Here is a 16,194-nt window from a genome sequence, read left to right as displayed (position 1 = left end):
AACCTCGCGTTCCCGTGCGCCCGAGGGCCCGTTTCCAGCGCTAACCGTGGTTGTCGGGTCCCCCGAGATACTGGTGCAGGTCGGCCCCGACCAGCTCGGTCTTGGGCAGGAAGTCGGCGATGCCGTCGACGGGGCCGACCGAAGGATCGGTCGAGGTCAGCAGGATGCGCAGGCCCGGCGCCTCGGCGATCAGCTCCCGCGCGAGCTCCGGGCCGTTGGTGTCCGGCAGGTTGACGTCGAGCAACAGTGCGGTCGGGCGCTGCTCGGCGCACGCGGCGCGGGCCTGGGCCCCATCGGCGGCCTCGCCGGCGACGCTCAGGCCGCGCGCTTCAAGCAGCGTGCGCGCGATCCGCCGGAATCCCGGGTCGTCATCCACGATCAAAACTCCATGGCCCATGCTCCTTCAACAGCGTACGGGCGGGATCGGCGCGCAGCCATCGGGCAATCCCGATAGTTCAGGGGGACCCGCCGCGCGGCACGGCGGGTCCTGGCGAAACGTCTGGTCCTTTGACCAGCCTTCTTGTCGGTGTTTCCCACCGAAAGGAATACCCCGTGGGAACCCCATAAGATCTGCGCGTGGCGAATGTCGCCGTTCCCGCGCCGCCGGCGGAGGTCGCGCGCCCCGACTTCCAGGTCGTCCCGCTCAGGGGCCTTCCGATCGTCGGCGTCCTGTTCGCCGCGCTGATCGTCGCGATCGCCGCCAACGAGCTGTGGCCGCTGGAGTTCCTGCACGTCGTCTTCGGCGCGGCGTGGACGGTCATCGACCTCTTCGTCGGGCTCGTGCTCGGCCCGATCCTCGGCCGGCTCTCGATCCCCGCGCGCGTCGAGCTGACGACGAAGCTGATGCCGAAGATGGTCCTGATCATGCCCACGGTCGTGACGATCACGCTCGCGGCCGGCTGGCAGCTCGGGCACCTGCTCGGCACCGTCGATTCGAGCTACGCCAACCACGACTGGATCGTCGCGAGCTACATCGTCGTCGGCATCATGGCCGTGATCGCGCTCGGCCTGCTCGAGCCCGCGAACGTCGCGGTGCTGATCGAGCTCAAGAAGCCGCGCCCCGACCCGCGGGTGATCGAGCACCTGATGAAGCGATTCATCTACACGGCCGGCGCGACCGGCGTGATGCAGGTCGCGACCCTGGTGATCATGACCAAGATCGCGACGGGATGACCGAGCGGCGGCTCCCACCGGTGACGCAGGTCGGCATGACCTCGCTGGCGCTGATCGTGGCGGGAGGCATCTACCTCTCGGCGCACCTCCCGAACCGCGTGCCGCTCGCGCCGGCGATCGTGCTGCTCGCCGCCTCGGCGCTGCTGCTGCTGGGCAACCTCGTCTCGCTGCAGCGCGTCGAAGGCTTCGCCTGGGACCGCTTCATCGACGTCGCGAAGTGGGCGCTGCTCGCGTACGCGATCACCGCGGGGCTGATCGAGTACGCGTTCGTCCGCAACCACCTCTCCGGCGGCCCGCTGATCGTGCTGACCCTCTCGCTCGTCGTCTACGCGGTGCACGTCCCGATGCTGATCGGCTTTACCGTCGCGCGCTACGCCTAGGGCGCTAGAGCGTCTCGGAGTCGATCTCCAGGAAGTCGTCGACCTCGCTGTCCCAGCGCTCGGAGACGAACTTCACGTGCTCCGGGTGCTCGTTGTAGGCGGCGTAGGCGTCGCGGTCGGCGAACTCCATCGTGAGCGCGAAGCGGTACTCGTTCTTGGGGCTCACTTCGCGCATCAGCTCGAACGCCTCGACGCCGGGGATCGAGGCGAGCGCGGCGTTGGCGCGCAGGAAGTCCGCCTCGGCCTCCGATCCCTCGTCGTGCCTGAGCCGGAAGACGACGGAGTGACGGACGCGTCCAGGTGTGAGTGTCGGCATGGGGCGGCAGTCAACCACGCGGCGTCGGACGGAAGACGCGACCCCGCGCGATCACGGAGTCGAGCAGGTCGGCGTGGTCCGCGTCCCCGCCGATCGGACGCGCCTCCAGTCCCGGGTAGCCGATCGCCGCACGGATCTCGGGGTTGAGGAAGTACGCGCCGGGCACGATCGCCGTGAGCACGCCCCAGCCCTCAGGATGCGCGTCGCGAAGGCGCGCGATCGCGGCGCCCGGCGCCAGTCCTTCGACCTGCTCGAGCGCCGTCGCCAGCGGCTCCGCGAGGTCGGGCCGCGCGGCCAGCAGCTCGTCGAGGTAGCGATCCGCGACTCCCGCCTCGGAGGCGGACGGCATCCCGCTGCCGGCGGGGATCAGCTCGTCGGCGAGCGCCCGCAGCTGCGCGCGGTTCATGCCGCCACCTGCTGGTCGCGCCGCGCCGCGATCAGCTGCTCGGTGAAGCGCAGCGCGAGCGCGGCGATCGTCGCCGTCGGGTTCATGCCCGCCGACGTCGGCCAGACGCTGCCGTCGAACACGTAGAGGTTCGGGACGTCATGCGTGCGGCCCTGCGGGTCGACGACCGACCTCGCGGGATCGGTGCCCATCATCGCCGTGCCGAGCAGGTGCCAGCCGGTCGCGCGGATGAACGGCGCGACGACCACCTCGCGGGCGCCGGCGGCGAGCAGCGACTCGCGCGCCCGCGCCTGGTGGAACTCGACCAGCCGGCGCGAGTTCTCCGACAACCGGTACTCGATCTTCGCGCCCGGCACGCCCTGGGCGTCGGTGCCGACCGGGTCGAGCACGACGCGGTTGGACTCCTCCGGCAGGTCCTCGGCGATGATGCCCCACATCGCCGAGTGGCCGAGCCGCGCGCGCACGGCGTCCTGGAAGCCCTCGCCCCAGATCGCGTTCTCGGCGCCCCACGGATACGCGCTCGTCATCGAGAACGGCCCGCCGGTCGGCTGCAGCCCCCACTTGGCGCCGCGCACGAACCCGCGCGACTCGTCGGTCTCGTAGAACTCGAGCGAGTGGATGTACTGGCCCCAGGGACCCTGCCAGGCGCGCATGTCGTCGTCGAAGACGCCGACGACCGTGCCGAACGGGTGCATCATCAGCCGCTTGCCGACGAGCCCCGAGGAGTTCGCGAGATCCGAGAGCAGCAGCAGCCGCGGCGTCCCGATGCCGTTCGCGCACAGGATCGTCACGCCGGCGCGCACCTCGTGCTCGCCGCCGTCCTCGTCGAGGTAGACCGCGCCGCCGACCAGGCCGTCGGGTCGGATGGTCAACTCGCGCACACGCGCGCGCACGCGGAGCTCGACGCCGAGCTCGAGCGCCGCCGGCCAGTGCGTGATGTCCGCGGTGCCCTTGGCGCCGTCGGCGCACGCCTGCAGGCAGGTGCCGCGCTGCACGCACGGGTTCAGCCGCCCGTAGGGGCGCGTGGCGATCGCGAGCGGCGCCGGCCACCAGTGCCAGCCGAGATCGTTGTGGGCGCGCGCCACGCGCCGGCCGGCCGGGCCGAGCGGGACGGGCGGCAGCGGCGGTCCCTCGCCGGGCGGGAACGCGGTGTCGCCGGCGAGCCCGGAGATGCCGAAGTCGCGCTCGACGCGCACGTAGTAGGGCTCGAGGTCCTCGTAGGTGAGCGGCCAGTCGTCGGCCACGCCGTCGAGCGTGCGCACGCGGAAGTCCGACGGCATGTTGCGCTGCCACTGGGCCGCGTAGACGACGGTCCCGCCGCCGACGCCGTTCCACATCAGCGCCGTGATGTCGGAGTCGGAGTCGTCGACCGGGTAGTCGCCCGGCGCGTTGCGGACGTTCGGATCCCAGCCCCAGTCGCGCCCCGCCGTGAGCGGGAAGTCATGCCGCGTGACCGTCGCGCGCGAGTAGTCCGGCCAGTCGCCCTGCTCGAGCACCAGCACCTTGAAGCCGTCCTCCGCGAGCCGCTTGGCGGCGATCGCGCCGGACGGACCCGCCCCGACGATCAGGACGTCGGGGTCAGCCCCTGAGCCCATTGCCGTTCTCCTCCTTTAGTTGTCCATCATCACCGCGTCGGCGGCGCGCGGGCCGAACACCAGCCCGAGCGCCAGCCCGGCGACGTAGCGCGGGCCCTGCAGCCCGCCGGCGTCGCCGCCCGCCGCGTACAACCCCTCCACCGCGCGCCCGTCGCGGTCCAGCACCCTTCCCCACGCGTCCACACGCACGCCGCCGAGCGGGAACGTGAGCGTCGGCTGCACCTCGACGGCGTGCAACGGCGGCTCGCGCAGCGGCAGCGGCTCGGCCGGCAGCGGCGCGTCCTGCGGCCCTCCGAACTCGTAGGAGATCAGCGTGCGCTTGAGCCCGGCGGCGTCGAAGCCCCAGTCCGCCACGCGCGCGACCAGCGCGTCGGCGGTGTCCGCCGACGCGAGGTTCGCGCCGAGCTCGGACGCCAGCGCGAAGCGGTCGATCACCTGGCCGTGCGGATACGGCGGCCCGATCACGTGCTCGCGCCGCACGCGCTCGTCGCACAGCAGCACGGCGCGCATCCCGGGCAGCCGCAGCGCCGCCTGGTTGGAGACCTCGTCGCCGAGCGACTCGTCCGTGAAGCGCCGGCCCTGGAGGTCGGCGAGGATCGAGTGGCGGGAGTGGTACTGCGTCAGCGGCAGGTAGTGCTCGGGCTCGAACGCGGCCAGCGGCGCGGGCACGAGGTGGCCGTAGAAGCCGCCGAGCCCGCGGCTCGCGGCCGCGCCGGCGGCCGCCGCCAGGCGGAAGCCGTCGCCCGTGCTGCCCGGGTTCGAGCGCAGGAGCATTCGGTCGGCGTCCCAGCCGAGGAAGCGCTTGACCAGCTCGGAGTCGCCCTGGAAGCCGCCGGTGGCGAGCAGGACCGCGCGCGCCTCGACGTCGCCCGCGCCGGTCACCGCGCCCGTCTCGCCGAACCGCAGCGCCCGCACCGGCGCGTCGAGCCTGATCTCTCCCCCGGCAGCCTCGATCGTGTCCACCCAGTGCCGGTGCAGCGCGTGGATGTCGGCGCGGTAGGCGACGCCGAAGCCCATCTGCCCATACCACCGCTCGCTGACCTCGACGCCCGCCGCGCGCACGCGCTCGACCGCGGGCTCGAGCCCCTCGACGAGCACGCGGCCGAGCTCGGGATCGCCGCCGGGGACGACCTCGCGCATGGTCTGCATGTCAGGCGCGGTCCAGAGGATCCCGGCCGACAGCGCCGAGGAGCCGCCGACGCGGCGCGTCTTCTCCAGCACGACGACACGCAGGCCCTGCTCCGCCGCGTGCGCGGCCGCGGCGAGCCCGGCCATGCCCCCGCCCACGACGACCAGGTCGATCATCGCTCCACCTCCGTAACGTAAGCGCCGTGGCGTCGCTCAACGACATCAGCCGGCACGCGGGCGTCTCGATCGCCACCTGCTCGCGCGTGCTCAACGGCTCCGCGCACCCCGTGTCGGCCGCGACGCGCGAGCGCGTACTGCGCGCGGCGCAGGAGCTCGGCTACGAGCCGAGCGCGCTCGCCCGCGCGCTCGCGACGCGCAGCAGCCGCATCGTCGGCGTGATCGTCGGCGACATCGTCGACCCGTACTTCGCCGAGATCGCGCGCGGTGTCGAGGACGTCGCGGCGCGGCTCGGTTACCTCACGATGGTCTGCAGCGCCGACCTCAGGACCAGCGCCGAGCTCGAGCACGTCAAGCTGCTGCGCGACTACAAGGCGGCGGGGATCGTGTTCGCCGGCAGCGGCCGCGCCGGCGATCCGAGCACGACCGCGCTCGCCGCGGCGGTCGCCGGCGCCCGCGAGGGCGGGACGATCGTCCTCGCGCTGGCGCAGCGCGACTTCGACGCGCCCTCGATCGTGTTCGACAACGAGGCCGCGGCCTACGACATCACCGCGTACGTGCGCTCGCTCGGGCACGCGCGGATCGCGTTCGTCGAAGGCCCGCCCGATCTGCACACGAGCACCCAGCGGCTCGCGGGCTTCAGGCGCGCGGGCGGCGAGGACCGCGTGCCGGGCGGCTTCTCCTACGAGGACGGCGTCGCCGCGGCCGACCGGCTGCTGGCGCGCGACCGGCTCCCCGACGCGGTCGTGGCGGCCAACGACGACGCCGCGATCGGCGTGCTGATGCGGCTCCGCGAGGCCGGCGTCGACGTCCCGGGCCAGGTGTCGGTCGCCGGCATCGACGACACGCGCCCGGCGCGCTTCGTCGCGCTCACGACGGTCACCGCGCCGCTGCACGAGATGGGCCGGCTCGCCGCGCAGGCGATCCTGGCCGAGGACGGCGGCGGCGCCGAGACCGTGCTCGAGCACAGGCTCGCTCCGCGCGCCACCACGGCGCCGCGCTAGGCCACGCATCGCTCGAACCGCTCGATCACCGTGCCCATCAGCTCCGCCCGCGGAAGGTCCCAGACCGCCGGGTTGAGGATCTCGACCTCGATCGGGCCGTCGTAGCCGGCGGCGTCCACGAGCCCGCGGATGCGCGCGAGGTCGATGATGCCGTCGCCCATCATCCCGCGCTCGAGCAGCGTGTCCTTGGTCGCCGGCAGCCAGTCGTTGACGTGGAAGCCGAGGATGCGGCCGGCGGCGCGCGCGATCTCCTCGTCGAGGTGCGGGTCCCAGAAGACGTGGTAGACGTCGATCACGACGCCGACGTGCGGATCGCCGATGCGCGCGGCCATCTCGGTCGCCTCGCCGAGCGTGACGATCGCAGAGCGCTCGCCGATCATCATCGGGTGCAGCGGCTCGATGCCGAGCTTCACGCCGTGTTCGATCGCGTGCGGGAGCAGTCGCTCGATGCCGCGCTCGATCGCGGCGCGCGCCGCGGCGAGATCGCTCGACGCCGGCGGGCCGCAGACCAGCACGAGCACGCCGGCGCCGAGCGCGGCGGCCTCCTCGACCGCGCGCCGGTTGTCCTCGTCGGCGCCGTCGGCGGTGAAGAAGCCGCCGCGGCAGAGGCTGGAGACCTTCAGGCCCGCCTCGGAGATCAGCCGCGCGGCCTCGCCGACGCCGATCTCCGCCAGCTTGTGCCGCCACGGCCCGATCCACTCGACGCCGTGCTCGGCGCACGCCTCGACCACCTCGGGCAACGACCAGCGGTCGGCGGTCATCGAGTTGAAGCTCAGCCGGCTCACGTCACGCCCGCGAGCGCGAGCACGTGGCGCATGCGCTCGCTCGCCAGCTCGGGATCGCGCAGCAGCCCGGCGCGGTCGGCGAGCACGAACAGCTCCGCCAGGTGCAGGACCGAGCGCCCGCTCTCCAGCCCGCCGACCATCCGGAAGTGCGACTGGTGGCCGTTGAGGAACGCGAGGAAGACGACGCCCGTCTTGTAGTACGGCGTGGGCGCCGAGAAGATGTGGCGCGAGAGCGGCACGGTCGGGGCCAGCAGCTCGTCGTAGCGCGCGAGGTCGCCCTCGTCGAGCGCGTGCAGCGCGGCCGCCGCGGCCGGCGCGATCGCATCGAAGATGCCGAGCAGCGCGTCGCTGCCGCCGCCGATCAGCTCCGGGTAGTCGAAGTCGTCGCCCGTGTACATGCGGACGCCTTCCGGCAGCCGCTCGCGCAGCGCCACCTCACGCCCGGCGTCGAGCAGCGAGACCTTGATGCCGTCGACCTGGGACGGGTTGGCCTCGATGATCGAGAGCACCACCTCGGCGGCCTCGTCGAGATCCTCCGTGCCCCAGTATCCGGCGAGCTGCGGGTCGAACATGTCGCCCAGCCAGTGCAGGATCACCGGCTCGCGCGCGCCGGCGATCAGCTCGCCGTAGACCTCGCGGTAGTCGTCGGCCGAGCGCGCGGCGCGTACGAGCGCGCGGCTGGCCATCAGGATCGCCGGCGCGCCCTCGCCCTCGATGAACGCGAGCTGCTCCTGGTAGGCGCGGCGCACGTCGTCCACCGACGCGCCGGCGCGCTCCAGCTGATCCGTGCCCGCGCCGCAGGCGAGCTTGCCGCCGACGGCGTGAGCCTCCGCGACCGAGCGCCGGATCAGCTCCTGCGTCGCCACCCAGTCCAGGCCCATCCCGCGCTGCGCGGTGTCCATCGCCTCGGCCACGCGCAGGCCGTGCGACCACAGGTGGCGGCGGAACGCGAGCGTCGCCTCCCAGTCGAGCCGCGCGGGCCCGGTCGGATCGCCGCCGGCGAGCGGGTCGGCGACGACGTGCGCGGCGGCGAAGGCGACGCGCGTGCGCGGCTCGGCGCCGAGCGCGGGCAGCGGCTCGCGCGCCGCCGGCTCGTACGCTTCGAGCGATCCGTCGGCGCGCGGGAGCGTGATCACAGCGCCAGCTCCGGCACGTCGACCCAGCGGCGCTCGCGCCAGGACTGCTCGCCGAGCTCGGCGAGCTGCACGCCGCGGGCGCCTTCGAGGAAGTCCCACGGGAACGGCTCGTCGAGCACCACGTGGCGCAGGAACGCCTCCCACTGGAGCTTGAAGCCGTTCTCGGGCGGCTCGGTCGCCGGCACCTCGGTCCACTGCGCGCGGTGCGCGACGGGATCGGGCAGGTCCGGGTTCCAGATCGACTTCGGCGTCGTCACCGCGGGCTGGACCGCGCACTCGCGCAGGCCGGCGACGGCACTGCCGTGCGTGCCGTCGACCTGCAGCTCGAACAGCTCGTCGCGGTGCACGCGCACGCACCAGGACGAGTTCATCTGCACGATCGCGCCGCCCTCGATCTCGAACATCGCGTACGCGGCGTCCTCGGCGGTCGCGTCATACGCGGCGCCCGCCTCGTCCACCCGTGCCGGGATGTGCGTCGCGGCCGTCGCGCACACCGAGCGCACCGGCCCGAACACGTTGTCCAGCACGTAGCGCCAGTGCGGGAACATGTCGCTGACGATCCCGCCGCCGTCCTCGCGCCGGTAGTTCCACGACGGGCGCTGCGGCTTGGGATCGGGCCCGGGATAGACCCAGTAGCCGAACTCGCCGCGCGCGGCGATGATGCGCCCGAAGAAGCCGGACTCGACGAGCCGGCGCAGCTTGACCAGCCCCGGCAGGAAGAGCTTGTCCTGCACGACGCCGACCTTCACGCCCGCGTCGCGGGCGGCCCGCGCCAGCACCAGCGCCGACTCGACGCCGGGCGTGACCGGCTTCTCGCAGTAGACGTGCTTGCCCGCCGCGATCGCCGCCTCCACCGCGGGAGGCCGCGCGGAGGTGAGCTGGGCGTCGAAGTAGACCTCGTACTCCGGCTCCGCCAGCGCGGCGTCCAGGTCGGTCGTCCAGCGCTCGAGCCCGTGTGCCGAGGCCAGGGCGCGCAGCTTGGACTCGCTGCGGCCCACCAGCAGCGGCTCGGGCCAGATCGGATCGCCGCCGGCGACGGCGATGCCGCCCTGCTCGCGGATCGCGAGGATCGACCGGATGAGGTGCTGGTTCATCCCCATCCGGCCGGTGACCCCGTTCATGATGACGCCGACGGTGCGTCGCGGTTCCCCGTGGAAAGCGTTTGCCACGGCCGCAGCCTAGCGCCCGATCGTCAGCCGAGCAAGCCCCGGAGGAACTTCAATCCATCGACGGCGATGGCGTCCTGCGTCTCCGCGAGCGGCCGCCACACGGAGGCCGCGGTCGCGATCGTCTCGTTGTCGGCCGTGAAGGACTCGATCACCACCGGGCCGTCGTAGCCCGTGCCGGCGAGCGCGTCGCGGAAGCCGTCCCAGTCGATGTGGTCCGCGCCCGGCGCGCCACGGTCGTTGGCCGAGGCGTGGACGTGGACGAGGCGCGGGCCGCCGAGCCGGAACGACTCGGCGAAGTCCTTCTCCTCCACGTTGGCGTGGTAGGTGTCGAGCAGCAGGCCGACCGAGCCGGGCAGCCCGTCGATCGCCTCGAGCGTCTGCTCGACCGTGTTGCAGAGGCTCGTCTCGTAGCGGACGAGCGGCTCCAGGCCGATCTTGACGCCGAGCTCGCCGGCGAAGTCGGCGACCGGCGCCAGGCTCTCGCGCAGCTCGGCGTAGAGCCGGACGCGGTCCTCCGGCGTGATCCGCCAGGTACGCCCGGTCGACGTGTAGATGGGACCGGCGATCGCGCCGGCCCCCACCGTCTTCGCGACGACCAGGCATTCCCGCAGGAACGCCTGGGTCGACGCGATCGTCTCCTGGTCGGCGCCGCACAACTCGCGCCCCGGAGCCATCGCGACCGCGATCGAGGCGCCGAGCCCGTGCTCGGCCAGCACCTCCGCGGCGCGCTCCGCACTCCAGTCCCCTAGCTGCTCGACCGGGAGCTCGACGACGTCGAACCCCCAGTCGCGCAGCCGCGGCGCGAGCTGGGCCAGCCGCTCATCGGTGAGCGGGGAGGTCCAGATCCATGTGTTGGCGCCGATCTTCATCGGCTACTGCTTCCCGCCCCACTTCTCGGGCCAGCCCGGCATGTCCTCGCAGCCGCAGTTCGCGTAGTACAGCGGCGGCATCTTCGGCTTGACGTTCTGGTCGAGGTTGTCCTGCGTCACGACCGGCTGCGGCAGGATCCACTCCTTCGGAACCTGCTCGCCCTTCAGGATCTTCGTGGCGGCGATGATCGCCGTGCGCCACTGGAAGTTCGAGTAGGTCGGGGCGATGGCCGTGAGGCCCTGATCCTTCCACTTCATGAGGAAGTCGTTCTGGTCCTCGCCGGTGATCGGCGGGACGTCCTGGCCGGCGTCCTCGAACGCTTCCACCGCCGCGACGGCGGTGGCGCCGGCGTCCATCCAGACGCCGTCGAGCGAGCCCTCGCGCTGGATGTAGTCGGACACGATCGACTTCGTCTTGGCCGCGTCGCCGTCGGTGAACTCAACGCCCACGACGTTCAGCCCGGCCTTGTCGAAGATGCCCTTGGCGCCCGACCAGCGGGTCTCGAGCACATCGACGCCCGGCAGGATCCGCAGGGCGAGGATCTTGCCGCCCTTCTTGACCTTGTTGCGCAGGAACTCGGCCGCGTCAGCACCGTAGGCGTAGCCGCCGATCGGGTGCAGGAACGTGACCGGGCAGTCGGTCTGGACGCCGCGGTCGAAGACGATCACCGGCACGTCGCTCTTGCACGCGGCCTCGACGGCCGGCGTCAGCGTCGCCGTGGTGTTCGGCGCGATCAGGATGATGTCGCACTTCCCGCCCGAGACCATCGCCTCGATGTCGGAGATCTGCTTGTCGTCCTTGGCCTCGGCGTCCACGACCGTGAACTTGCCGATCTCCTTCGTGTTGGCCGCCTCCTGCTTCATGGTGGTGAGGCCGTTCTGGCGCCACGGGTTGTCGCTCGCGGCGTTCGAGAAGCAGACGTTCCAGCCGGAGCCGCTCTTGGCCTTGTACTTCGACGTGTCGATCATCTGCGGGTCGATCATCTGCAGCCACGGCTTGTCGGACGGGCCCTCGGGCGTCGCGGTGCGCTGGGCCAGCTGCTTGTCGTAGTCGGCCTGGTTGAAGAACTTCGACTGCTCGCCGGTGCTCGACTTCGTCGCCGACGCCGCCGGCTTCGAGCTGTCGCCCGAGGTCGCGCTGTCGGACGACTTGTCGTCCGTCGTACCGCACGCCGCGACCGTGGCCGCGCACGCCAGCAGGGCCAGCGGCCCCGCCATCCTCCTCCACGTCATCCGTGTTCCTCCTCTGGTGGTTACGACTGGGTCATCGGGCGCCGCGGAGCCGATAGGCGGCGAATGCGACCGCGGCGATGATGATCACGCCCTGAACGGTGTCCTCCAGCGCACCTGAGATGCCCTGCAGGTTGAGCCAGGTGAACAGCGCTTCCAGCGTGAGCGCGCCGGCCATGGCGGCCACGACCGACCCGCGGCCGCCGCCGAGCACGACACCGCCCAGCACGCAGGCGGTGATGGCATCGAACTCCAGGCCTTGACCGACCTGCGCTGAGACCCCGGCGAAGCCGCCGAGCAAGATTCCCGCGAGCGCGGCCAGCGTCCCTGAGATCACGAACGCGGCGATCCGCACGCGGTCCACGCGCACGCCGGACAGGCGCGCGGCGAGGTCGTTGTCGCCGGTGGCGAGCAGCTGGCGCCCGTAGTCGGCGCGCACGAGCCACACCGCCGCGCCGCCGATCGCGAACATCAGCAGCACCGACCACGGCAGCTGGTCGATCACCGGGACGTCGTCGATGCCCTGGCGGCCGATCGACCGGAAGTTGTCAGACAGGGCGCCCTTCGGCGATCCGCCCGTCCACAGGAACACGGCTCCTCTGAGGATCAGCAGCATGCCGAGCGTCGTGATGAACGACGGCACGCGCAGGATCGTCGAGACGAAGCCGTTGAACAGGCCGACGGCCGCGCCGATGAGCAGCAGCAGCACGATCACCGGCCAGGCCTTCGACGGGTCGCCGTCGATCAGCCGCGCCGCGACCACCACGGTCACCGTCACGATCGAGCCGACCGAGAGGTCGAAGCCGCCGCTGATCAGCACGAAGTACGAGCCGGCGGCGAGGATCACCAGCGGCGCCGAGCGCTTCAGGTAGGCCAGGAACGGGCCCGGCTCGAAGAAGTGCGGGTTCAGGATCGCGATCCAGATCCACAGCACGAGCAGGATCAGGAAGATCGTCCCGGTGCTCAGCAGCGAGCTGATGAACCGGCGCGCGCCGCCCTCGGACTCGAAGGCGCGCGCGGAGCTTGCGGTCTCGGCGCTCATCAGTCCTTCTCCCCCAGCTTGCGCCGCGCGTAGACCGCGACGGCGGCGATGATGATCAGCCCGCGCACGACGTCCTTGAGGAACGCGTTGAGCTCGAGCTGGTTGAACGTGTTGTCGAGGACGGCGAGGATGAACACGCCGCCGACCGTTCCGATCACGCCGCCGCGACCGCCCATCAACGCGGTGCCGCCGAGCACGACCGCGGCGATCGACTCGAGGTCGTAGCCGCCGTCGGGACCGACCGTCGGCGTCCCGGCGCCGAGCCGGCTGGCGAGGAACAGGCCGGTGATCACGGCGGCGAGCGAGCAGATCACATGCGCGGCGATGATCGTGCGATGCGTGCGCAGGCCGGACAGCTTGGACACGTCCTCGCTGCCGCCGACCGCGTAGATGCGGTAGCCGAAGCGCGTGTAGCGCAGGATGAACCAGATCACGAGGACGACCGCGGCGAACAGGAAGATCGACAGCGGCAGCACGCCGAAGCGCGTGTAGCCGAGGTCCTCGAAGCTCTTGGGCACCGAGCCCGCCGGGCCGTCCCAGCGGTTGTCGATCAGGCCCTTGATGATCAGCGACGTGCCGAGCGTCGCGATGAACGCGTTCACGCGCAGCTTGGTGATGATCAGGCCGTTGGCGAGGCCGATCACGACGCCGGCGCCGAGCACGAGCATGATCGCCGGCAGCACGTTGGCGTCCTGCCCGTCCATCGTCGTCGCGCCGAGCAGCGAGGCGAGGCTGATGACCTGCGCGACCGAGAGGTCGAGCGAGCCGAGCATGATCACGATCGTCTGGCCCGCCGCCATGATGCCCAGCGCGACCGAGCGCTGGAGCATGTTCACGACGTTCGGGACCGTCAGGAAGGTCCCGCCGTGGATCGTCACGACGATCCAGGCGATGACGAAGATGCCGATCAGCGCGCCGTACACCGGCGCCGCGGGCGACGCGAGCACGCCCACCCGCCAGCCGGCGAGGGTGCGCGCGCGCCGTCCCGGTTCGGCGGCGGTGCCCGATGGGTCGACCACGGTCATGCGGCCCTCTCCGTGTATCCGGTCGCCAGCTCCATGATGTCCGACTCGCCCGCGCCCGCCGGCAGCTCGCCGGCCAGCGTGCCCTCGTGCATGACGAGGATGCGGTCGCTCATCCCGATCAGCTCCGGCAGCTCGGACGAGATCATCAGCACCGCGACGCCTTCGCGCGCGAGCTTGCGGATCAGGTCGTGGATTCCGGCCTTGGCTCCGACGTCGATGCCGCGCGTCGGCTCGTCGAAGATCAGGATCTGCGGCCGCGTCTCGAGCCACTTGGCGAGCACGACCTTCTGCTGGTTGCCGCCGGAGAGAAAGCGCACCTCCTGCTCGGGACCGCGGGCGCGCAGCTCGGTCACCGCGGCGAGCTCCTTGACGCTCATCAGGCCCTCGCTGGAGCGCCGCTTGCGCGCCGGGATCACCGTGCGCACCGCGAGCATCATGTTGTCGCCGATCGACTGCGCGAGCGCCAGGCCCTCGAGCTTGCGGTCCTCGGTGATGAACCCGAGCCCGGCGCGGATCGCGGCGCGTGGCGTGCGCAAGCGCACCGGCTTGCCGTCGACGAGCACGGAGCCGGAGGCGACCGGATCGGCGCCGAAGATCGCTCGCGCCAGCTCCGTGCGCCCCGAGCCCTGAAGCCCGGCCAGACCGACGATCTCGCCGGCGCGGACCGTGATGCTGACGTCGCGCAGCAGCGCGGTGTTGAGGTCCTTGGTCTCCAGCCGCACGTCACCGAGCTCCTCGGGCGTGCCGCGCGGCGGGAAGTAGCCGTCCAGCTCGCGCCCGACCATCAGGCGCACGAGCCCGCGCGAGTCGGTCTCGCCCGTCGGCAGCGTCTTCACCAGCCCGCCGTCCTTGAGCACCGTGATGCGGTCCGCCAGCGCGAACACCTCGCGCAGGCGGTGCGAGATGTAGAGAATGCCGATGCCGCGCTCCTGCAGGCGGCGCACGAGCGTGAACAGCAGCTCGACCTCGCTCTCGGCGAGCGCGGCGGTCGGCTCGTCGAGCACGAGCATGCGCGCGTCGAGCGAGCGGGCCTTGATGATCTCGACCACCTGCTGCTGCGCGACCGACAGGCGCCGCACCGGGGTGCGCGGGCCGAAGCTGGTCTCGCCGACCTCCTCGAGCAGCGCGGCCGTGGAGCGCTCCATCGCCCGGCGGTCGATGATCCCGCGCTTGACCGGCTCGCGGCCGACGAACACGTTCTCCGCCACGTTGCGCTCGGGCAGCAGGTTGAACTCCTGGTAGACGATCCCGACGCCGGCGGCCTGCGCCTGGGCGGGATGCGTGAAGGTCTGCTCGGCGCCGTCGATCCGGATGGTCCCGCGGTCGGGCTGATAGACCCCGGCGAGGATCTTCATCAGCGTCGACTTGCCGGCGCCGTTCTCGCCCACGATCGCGTGGACCTCGCCGGCGTGCAGGTCGAGGTCCACCCCGTGCAGCACCTCGACGCCGACGAAGCTCTTGGCGATGTCGCGCATCTCGAGCATCGGCGCGCCGCCCACCTCAGACATCCACCCACTCCCCCCTCTCCGCGGACACGAGCACCGCCGCCGTGACGTGCGCCTGCCGCACGCCGGCGGCGAAGCGCGGCAGCCCGTCGGGATCGGCGCCGCCGATCGCGGCGTACGTGTCGGCGACGAAGGCGTCGAAGCACTCGAGGTAGCCCTGCGGATGACCGACCGGCACGATCGCGTGCCGCGCCGCCGACGGGCTCAGGTGCGCTGGGTCCCGCCACAGCTCCTCGGTGCGCTCGCGGCGGCCCAGCCACAGCGTCTCCGGACGCTCCTGCTCGAAGCGCACGCTCGCGAGCTCGCAGCCGACTTCGATGTGCAGGTGGTTCTTGCGCCCCGGCGAGACCTGGCTGACGAGCATCGTCCCCAGCACGCCGCCCTCGGTGCGGAAGAGCATCACCACGAGGTCCTCGGTGCTGACGGGGCGCCGCTCGGCGGCGTCGCCGCCGCCCTGGAACGGACGCGCCCCGGCGCGCTGCGCGCGCTCGGGCACGACCGTCGCGCTCTGGGCGCAGACGGCGGCGATCCGGTCGCCGGTGATGAACTCGGCGAGGTCGCACCAGTGCGAGCCGATGTCGGCGAACGCGCGCGAGGCGCCGCCGAGCTCCGGATCGACGCGCCAGCTGTCGTCCTCCGGAGTGGAAAGCCAGTCCTGCAGGTAGCCGCCGTGCACCAGCCGGACGGCTCCGAGCTCACCCGCGGCGACCCGCGCGCGAGCCTCGAGCACCATCGGGTGGTAGCGATAGACGAACGGCACGGTCGCGACCCGGCCGGACGCCGCGGCCGCGGTGCCGAGCTCGGCCGCCTGCACCGCGTCGACCGCGAGCGGCTTCTCGCACACCACGTGCTTGCCGGCGGCCAGCGCGGCCAGCGCGAGCGGGGCGTGCAGGTGGTTCGGGGTGCACAGGTGCACGACGTCCACCTCCGGCGCGGTGACCAGCTCCTCCGCGACGTCGTATGCGCGGACCGCGCCCAAGCGCCCGGCCGCTTCCTCGGACCGCTCGGGCGTCGATGCCGTCACGCCCACGATCCGCGCCCCTGCGAGGCGCGCCGAGCGGGCGTGGACGGCGCCGATGAACCCGGCGCCCACGATCGCGACCTGAACCGGCGCTCGCCGTCCGACGACGACGGCGCCGGCCGCGCTCACACTTCTCTCCTCCATAGATGCGTCACCGTACCGCACCCTTTTGAACCGTGTCAAGCAAAAGCCTCGCTGCGTACCGAAGGTTTAGGTCCACTCATTCTTCGGGC

The 16,194-nt window shown here is 72.0% G+C and carries 17 protein-coding genes; 3 read left to right on the top strand and 14 right to left on the bottom strand.

Going from position 1 to position 16,194, the window contains the following annotated elements; genetic code table 11:
* Positions 1–40: 40 nt before the first annotated feature.
* Positions 41–376 (bottom strand): response regulator, encoded by a 336-nt coding sequence (locus tag H958_RS40615; RefSeq protein ID WP_196807588.1) that lies wholly within the window; start codon positions 374–376, stop codon positions 41–43.
* Positions 377–576: 200 nt separating this feature from the next.
* Here H958_RS40615 and H958_RS44120 point away from each other — a divergent pair, with 200 nt between their 5' ends.
* Both H958_RS44120 and H958_RS0126590 read left to right on the top strand, forming a co-directional pair.
* Positions 577–1,173 (top strand): hypothetical protein, encoded by a 597-nt coding sequence (locus H958_RS44120; RefSeq protein WP_051324855.1) that lies wholly within the window; start codon positions 577–579, stop codon positions 1,171–1,173.
* The gene (locus H958_RS0126590; protein ID WP_028060867.1) at positions 1,170–1,553 is read left to right on the top strand and encodes a hypothetical protein; all 384 of its coding nucleotides are present in this window, start codon (positions 1,170–1,172) and stop codon (positions 1,551–1,553) included. Before H958_RS44120 ends, H958_RS0126590 begins: the two co-directional genes overlap by 4 nt.
* Positions 1,554–1,557: 4 nt before the next feature.
* Here H958_RS0126590 and H958_RS0126585 read toward each other — a convergent pair whose 3' ends face one another.
* From H958_RS0126585 to H958_RS0126570, 4 genes are read right to left on the bottom strand one after another with little or no spacing between them, the layout of a single operon-like run.
* Positions 1,558–1,869 carry a Dabb family protein gene (locus H958_RS0126585; RefSeq protein WP_028060866.1) on the bottom strand — a complete coding sequence of 104 codons (312 nt, stop codon included), beginning with the start codon at positions 1,867–1,869 and terminating at the stop codon, positions 1,558–1,560.
* A gap of 10 nt (positions 1,870–1,879) precedes the next feature.
* Positions 1,880–2,275: a hypothetical protein gene (locus H958_RS0126580; protein ID WP_028060865.1), complete on the bottom strand. Its 396-nt coding sequence runs from the start codon at positions 2,273–2,275 to the stop codon at positions 1,880–1,882.
* Positions 2,272–3,870, bottom strand: a complete 1,599-nt coding sequence (locus H958_RS0126575) for a GMC family oxidoreductase (protein ID WP_028060864.1) — start codon at positions 3,868–3,870, stop codon at positions 2,272–2,274. Before H958_RS0126575 ends, H958_RS0126580 begins: the two co-directional genes overlap by 4 nt.
* 15 nt (positions 3,871–3,885) lie before the next feature.
* Positions 3,886–5,175: an FAD-dependent oxidoreductase gene (locus H958_RS0126570; RefSeq protein ID WP_028060863.1), complete on the bottom strand. Its 1,290-nt coding sequence runs from the start codon at positions 5,173–5,175 to the stop codon at positions 3,886–3,888.
* A 26-nt stretch (positions 5,176–5,201) separates the two neighbouring features.
* On the opposite strand from H958_RS0126570, the gene H958_RS0126565 reads away from it, so the two are divergent.
* Positions 5,202–6,179 carry a LacI family DNA-binding transcriptional regulator gene (locus H958_RS0126565; RefSeq protein WP_037411488.1) on the top strand — a complete coding sequence of 326 codons (978 nt, stop codon included), beginning with the start codon at positions 5,202–5,204 and terminating at the stop codon, positions 6,177–6,179.
* Here H958_RS0126565 and H958_RS0126560 read toward each other — a convergent pair.
* The 9 genes from H958_RS0126560 to H958_RS0126520 all read right to left on the bottom strand — a co-directional run bounded on the left by H958_RS0126560 (position 6,176) and on the right by H958_RS0126520 (position 16,105).
* Complete coding sequence (locus H958_RS0126560; protein ID WP_037411487.1) at positions 6,176–6,964, bottom strand: sugar phosphate isomerase/epimerase family protein; 789 nt, start codon at positions 6,962–6,964, stop codon at positions 6,176–6,178. The genes H958_RS0126565 and H958_RS0126560 overlap by 4 nt on opposite strands.
* Positions 6,961–8,100: a dihydrodipicolinate synthase family protein gene (locus H958_RS0126555; protein ID WP_037411485.1), complete on the bottom strand. Its 1,140-nt coding sequence runs from the start codon at positions 8,098–8,100 to the stop codon at positions 6,961–6,963. Before H958_RS0126555 ends, H958_RS0126560 begins: the two co-directional genes overlap by 4 nt.
* Positions 8,097–9,221 (bottom strand): Gfo/Idh/MocA family protein, encoded by a 1,125-nt coding sequence (locus H958_RS0126550; RefSeq protein WP_037411484.1) that lies wholly within the window; start codon positions 9,219–9,221, stop codon positions 8,097–8,099. Before H958_RS0126550 ends, H958_RS0126555 begins: the two co-directional genes overlap by 4 nt.
* Positions 9,222–9,292: 71 nt before the next feature.
* Positions 9,293–10,138, bottom strand: a complete 846-nt coding sequence (locus H958_RS0126545) for a sugar phosphate isomerase/epimerase family protein (RefSeq protein WP_028060858.1) — start codon at positions 10,136–10,138, stop codon at positions 9,293–9,295.
* 3 nt (positions 10,139–10,141) lie between these two features.
* Positions 10,142–11,371, bottom strand: a complete 1,230-nt coding sequence (locus H958_RS0126540; protein ID WP_196807587.1) for a substrate-binding domain-containing protein — start codon at positions 11,369–11,371, stop codon at positions 10,142–10,144.
* 31 nt (positions 11,372–11,402) lie between these two features.
* Entirely contained in the window at positions 11,403–12,410 is a 1,008-nt protein-coding gene (locus H958_RS40605) for an ABC transporter permease (protein ID WP_051324854.1), read from the bottom strand.
* Entirely contained in the window at positions 12,410–13,435 is a 1,026-nt protein-coding gene (locus tag H958_RS40600) for an ABC transporter permease (RefSeq protein WP_081686311.1), read from the bottom strand. The genes H958_RS40605 and H958_RS40600 overlap by 1 nt, the downstream gene beginning before the upstream one ends.
* Positions 13,432–14,943, bottom strand: coding sequence for a sugar ABC transporter ATP-binding protein (locus H958_RS0126525; RefSeq protein ID WP_028060856.1), 1,512 nt, complete (start codon positions 14,941–14,943; stop codon positions 13,432–13,434). Before H958_RS0126525 ends, H958_RS40600 begins: the two co-directional genes overlap by 4 nt.
* Positions 14,936–16,105, bottom strand: a complete 1,170-nt coding sequence (locus H958_RS0126520) for a Gfo/Idh/MocA family protein (protein ID WP_081686310.1) — start codon at positions 16,103–16,105, stop codon at positions 14,936–14,938. Before H958_RS0126520 ends, H958_RS0126525 begins: the two co-directional genes overlap by 8 nt.
* Positions 16,106–16,194: the final 89 nt, after the last annotated feature.

The sequence above is a fragment of the Candidatus Solirubrobacter pratensis genome (assembly GCF_000425945.1).
Taxonomy (GTDB): domain Bacteria; phylum Actinomycetota; class Thermoleophilia; order Solirubrobacterales; family Solirubrobacteraceae; genus Solirubrobacter; species Solirubrobacter pratensis.
This window is presented reverse-complemented; position numbering and strand designations above follow the sequence as displayed.

What these genes read in the sequence shown, in the direction of transcription:
- H958_RS0126590 (WP_028060867.1), top strand. Translation starts at nt 1,170, where the DNA reads ATGACCGAGCGGCGGCTCCCACCGGTGACGCAGGTCGGCATGACCTCG.
- H958_RS0126585 (WP_028060866.1), bottom strand. Translation starts at nt 1,869, where the DNA reads ATGCCGACACTCACACCTGGACGCGTCCGTCACTCCGTCGTCTTCCGG.
- H958_RS0126580 (WP_028060865.1), bottom strand. Translation starts at nt 2,275, where the DNA reads ATGAACCGCGCGCAGCTGCGGGCGCTCGCCGACGAGCTGATCCCCGCC.
- H958_RS0126575 (WP_028060864.1), bottom strand. Translation starts at nt 3,870, where the DNA reads ATGGGCTCAGGGGCTGACCCCGACGTCCTGATCGTCGGGGCGGGTCCG.
- H958_RS0126570 (WP_028060863.1), bottom strand. Translation starts at nt 5,175, where the DNA reads ATGATCGACCTGGTCGTCGTGGGCGGGGGCATGGCCGGGCTCGCCGCG.
- H958_RS0126550 (WP_037411484.1), bottom strand. Translation starts at nt 9,221, where the DNA reads ATGAACGGGGTCACCGGCCGGATGGGGATGAACCAGCACCTCATCCGG.
- H958_RS0126545 (WP_028060858.1), bottom strand. Translation starts at nt 10,138, where the DNA reads ATGAAGATCGGCGCCAACACATGGATCTGGACCTCCCCGCTCACCGAT.
- H958_RS0126540 (WP_196807587.1), bottom strand. Translation starts at nt 11,371, where the DNA reads ATGACGTGGAGGAGGATGGCGGGGCCGCTGGCCCTGCTGGCGTGCGCG.
- H958_RS40605 (WP_051324854.1), bottom strand. Translation starts at nt 12,410, where the DNA reads ATGAGCGCCGAGACCGCAAGCTCCGCGCGCGCCTTCGAGTCCGAGGGC.
- H958_RS40600 (WP_081686311.1), bottom strand. Translation starts at nt 13,435, where the DNA reads ATGACCGTGGTCGACCCATCGGGCACCGCCGCCGAACCGGGACGGCGC.
- H958_RS0126525 (WP_028060856.1), bottom strand. Translation starts at nt 14,943, where the DNA reads ATGTCTGAGGTGGGCGGCGCGCCGATGCTCGAGATGCGCGACATCGCC.
- H958_RS0126520 (WP_081686310.1), bottom strand. Translation starts at nt 16,105, where the DNA reads ATGGAGGAGAGAAGTGTGAGCGCGGCCGGCGCCGTCGTCGTCGGACGG.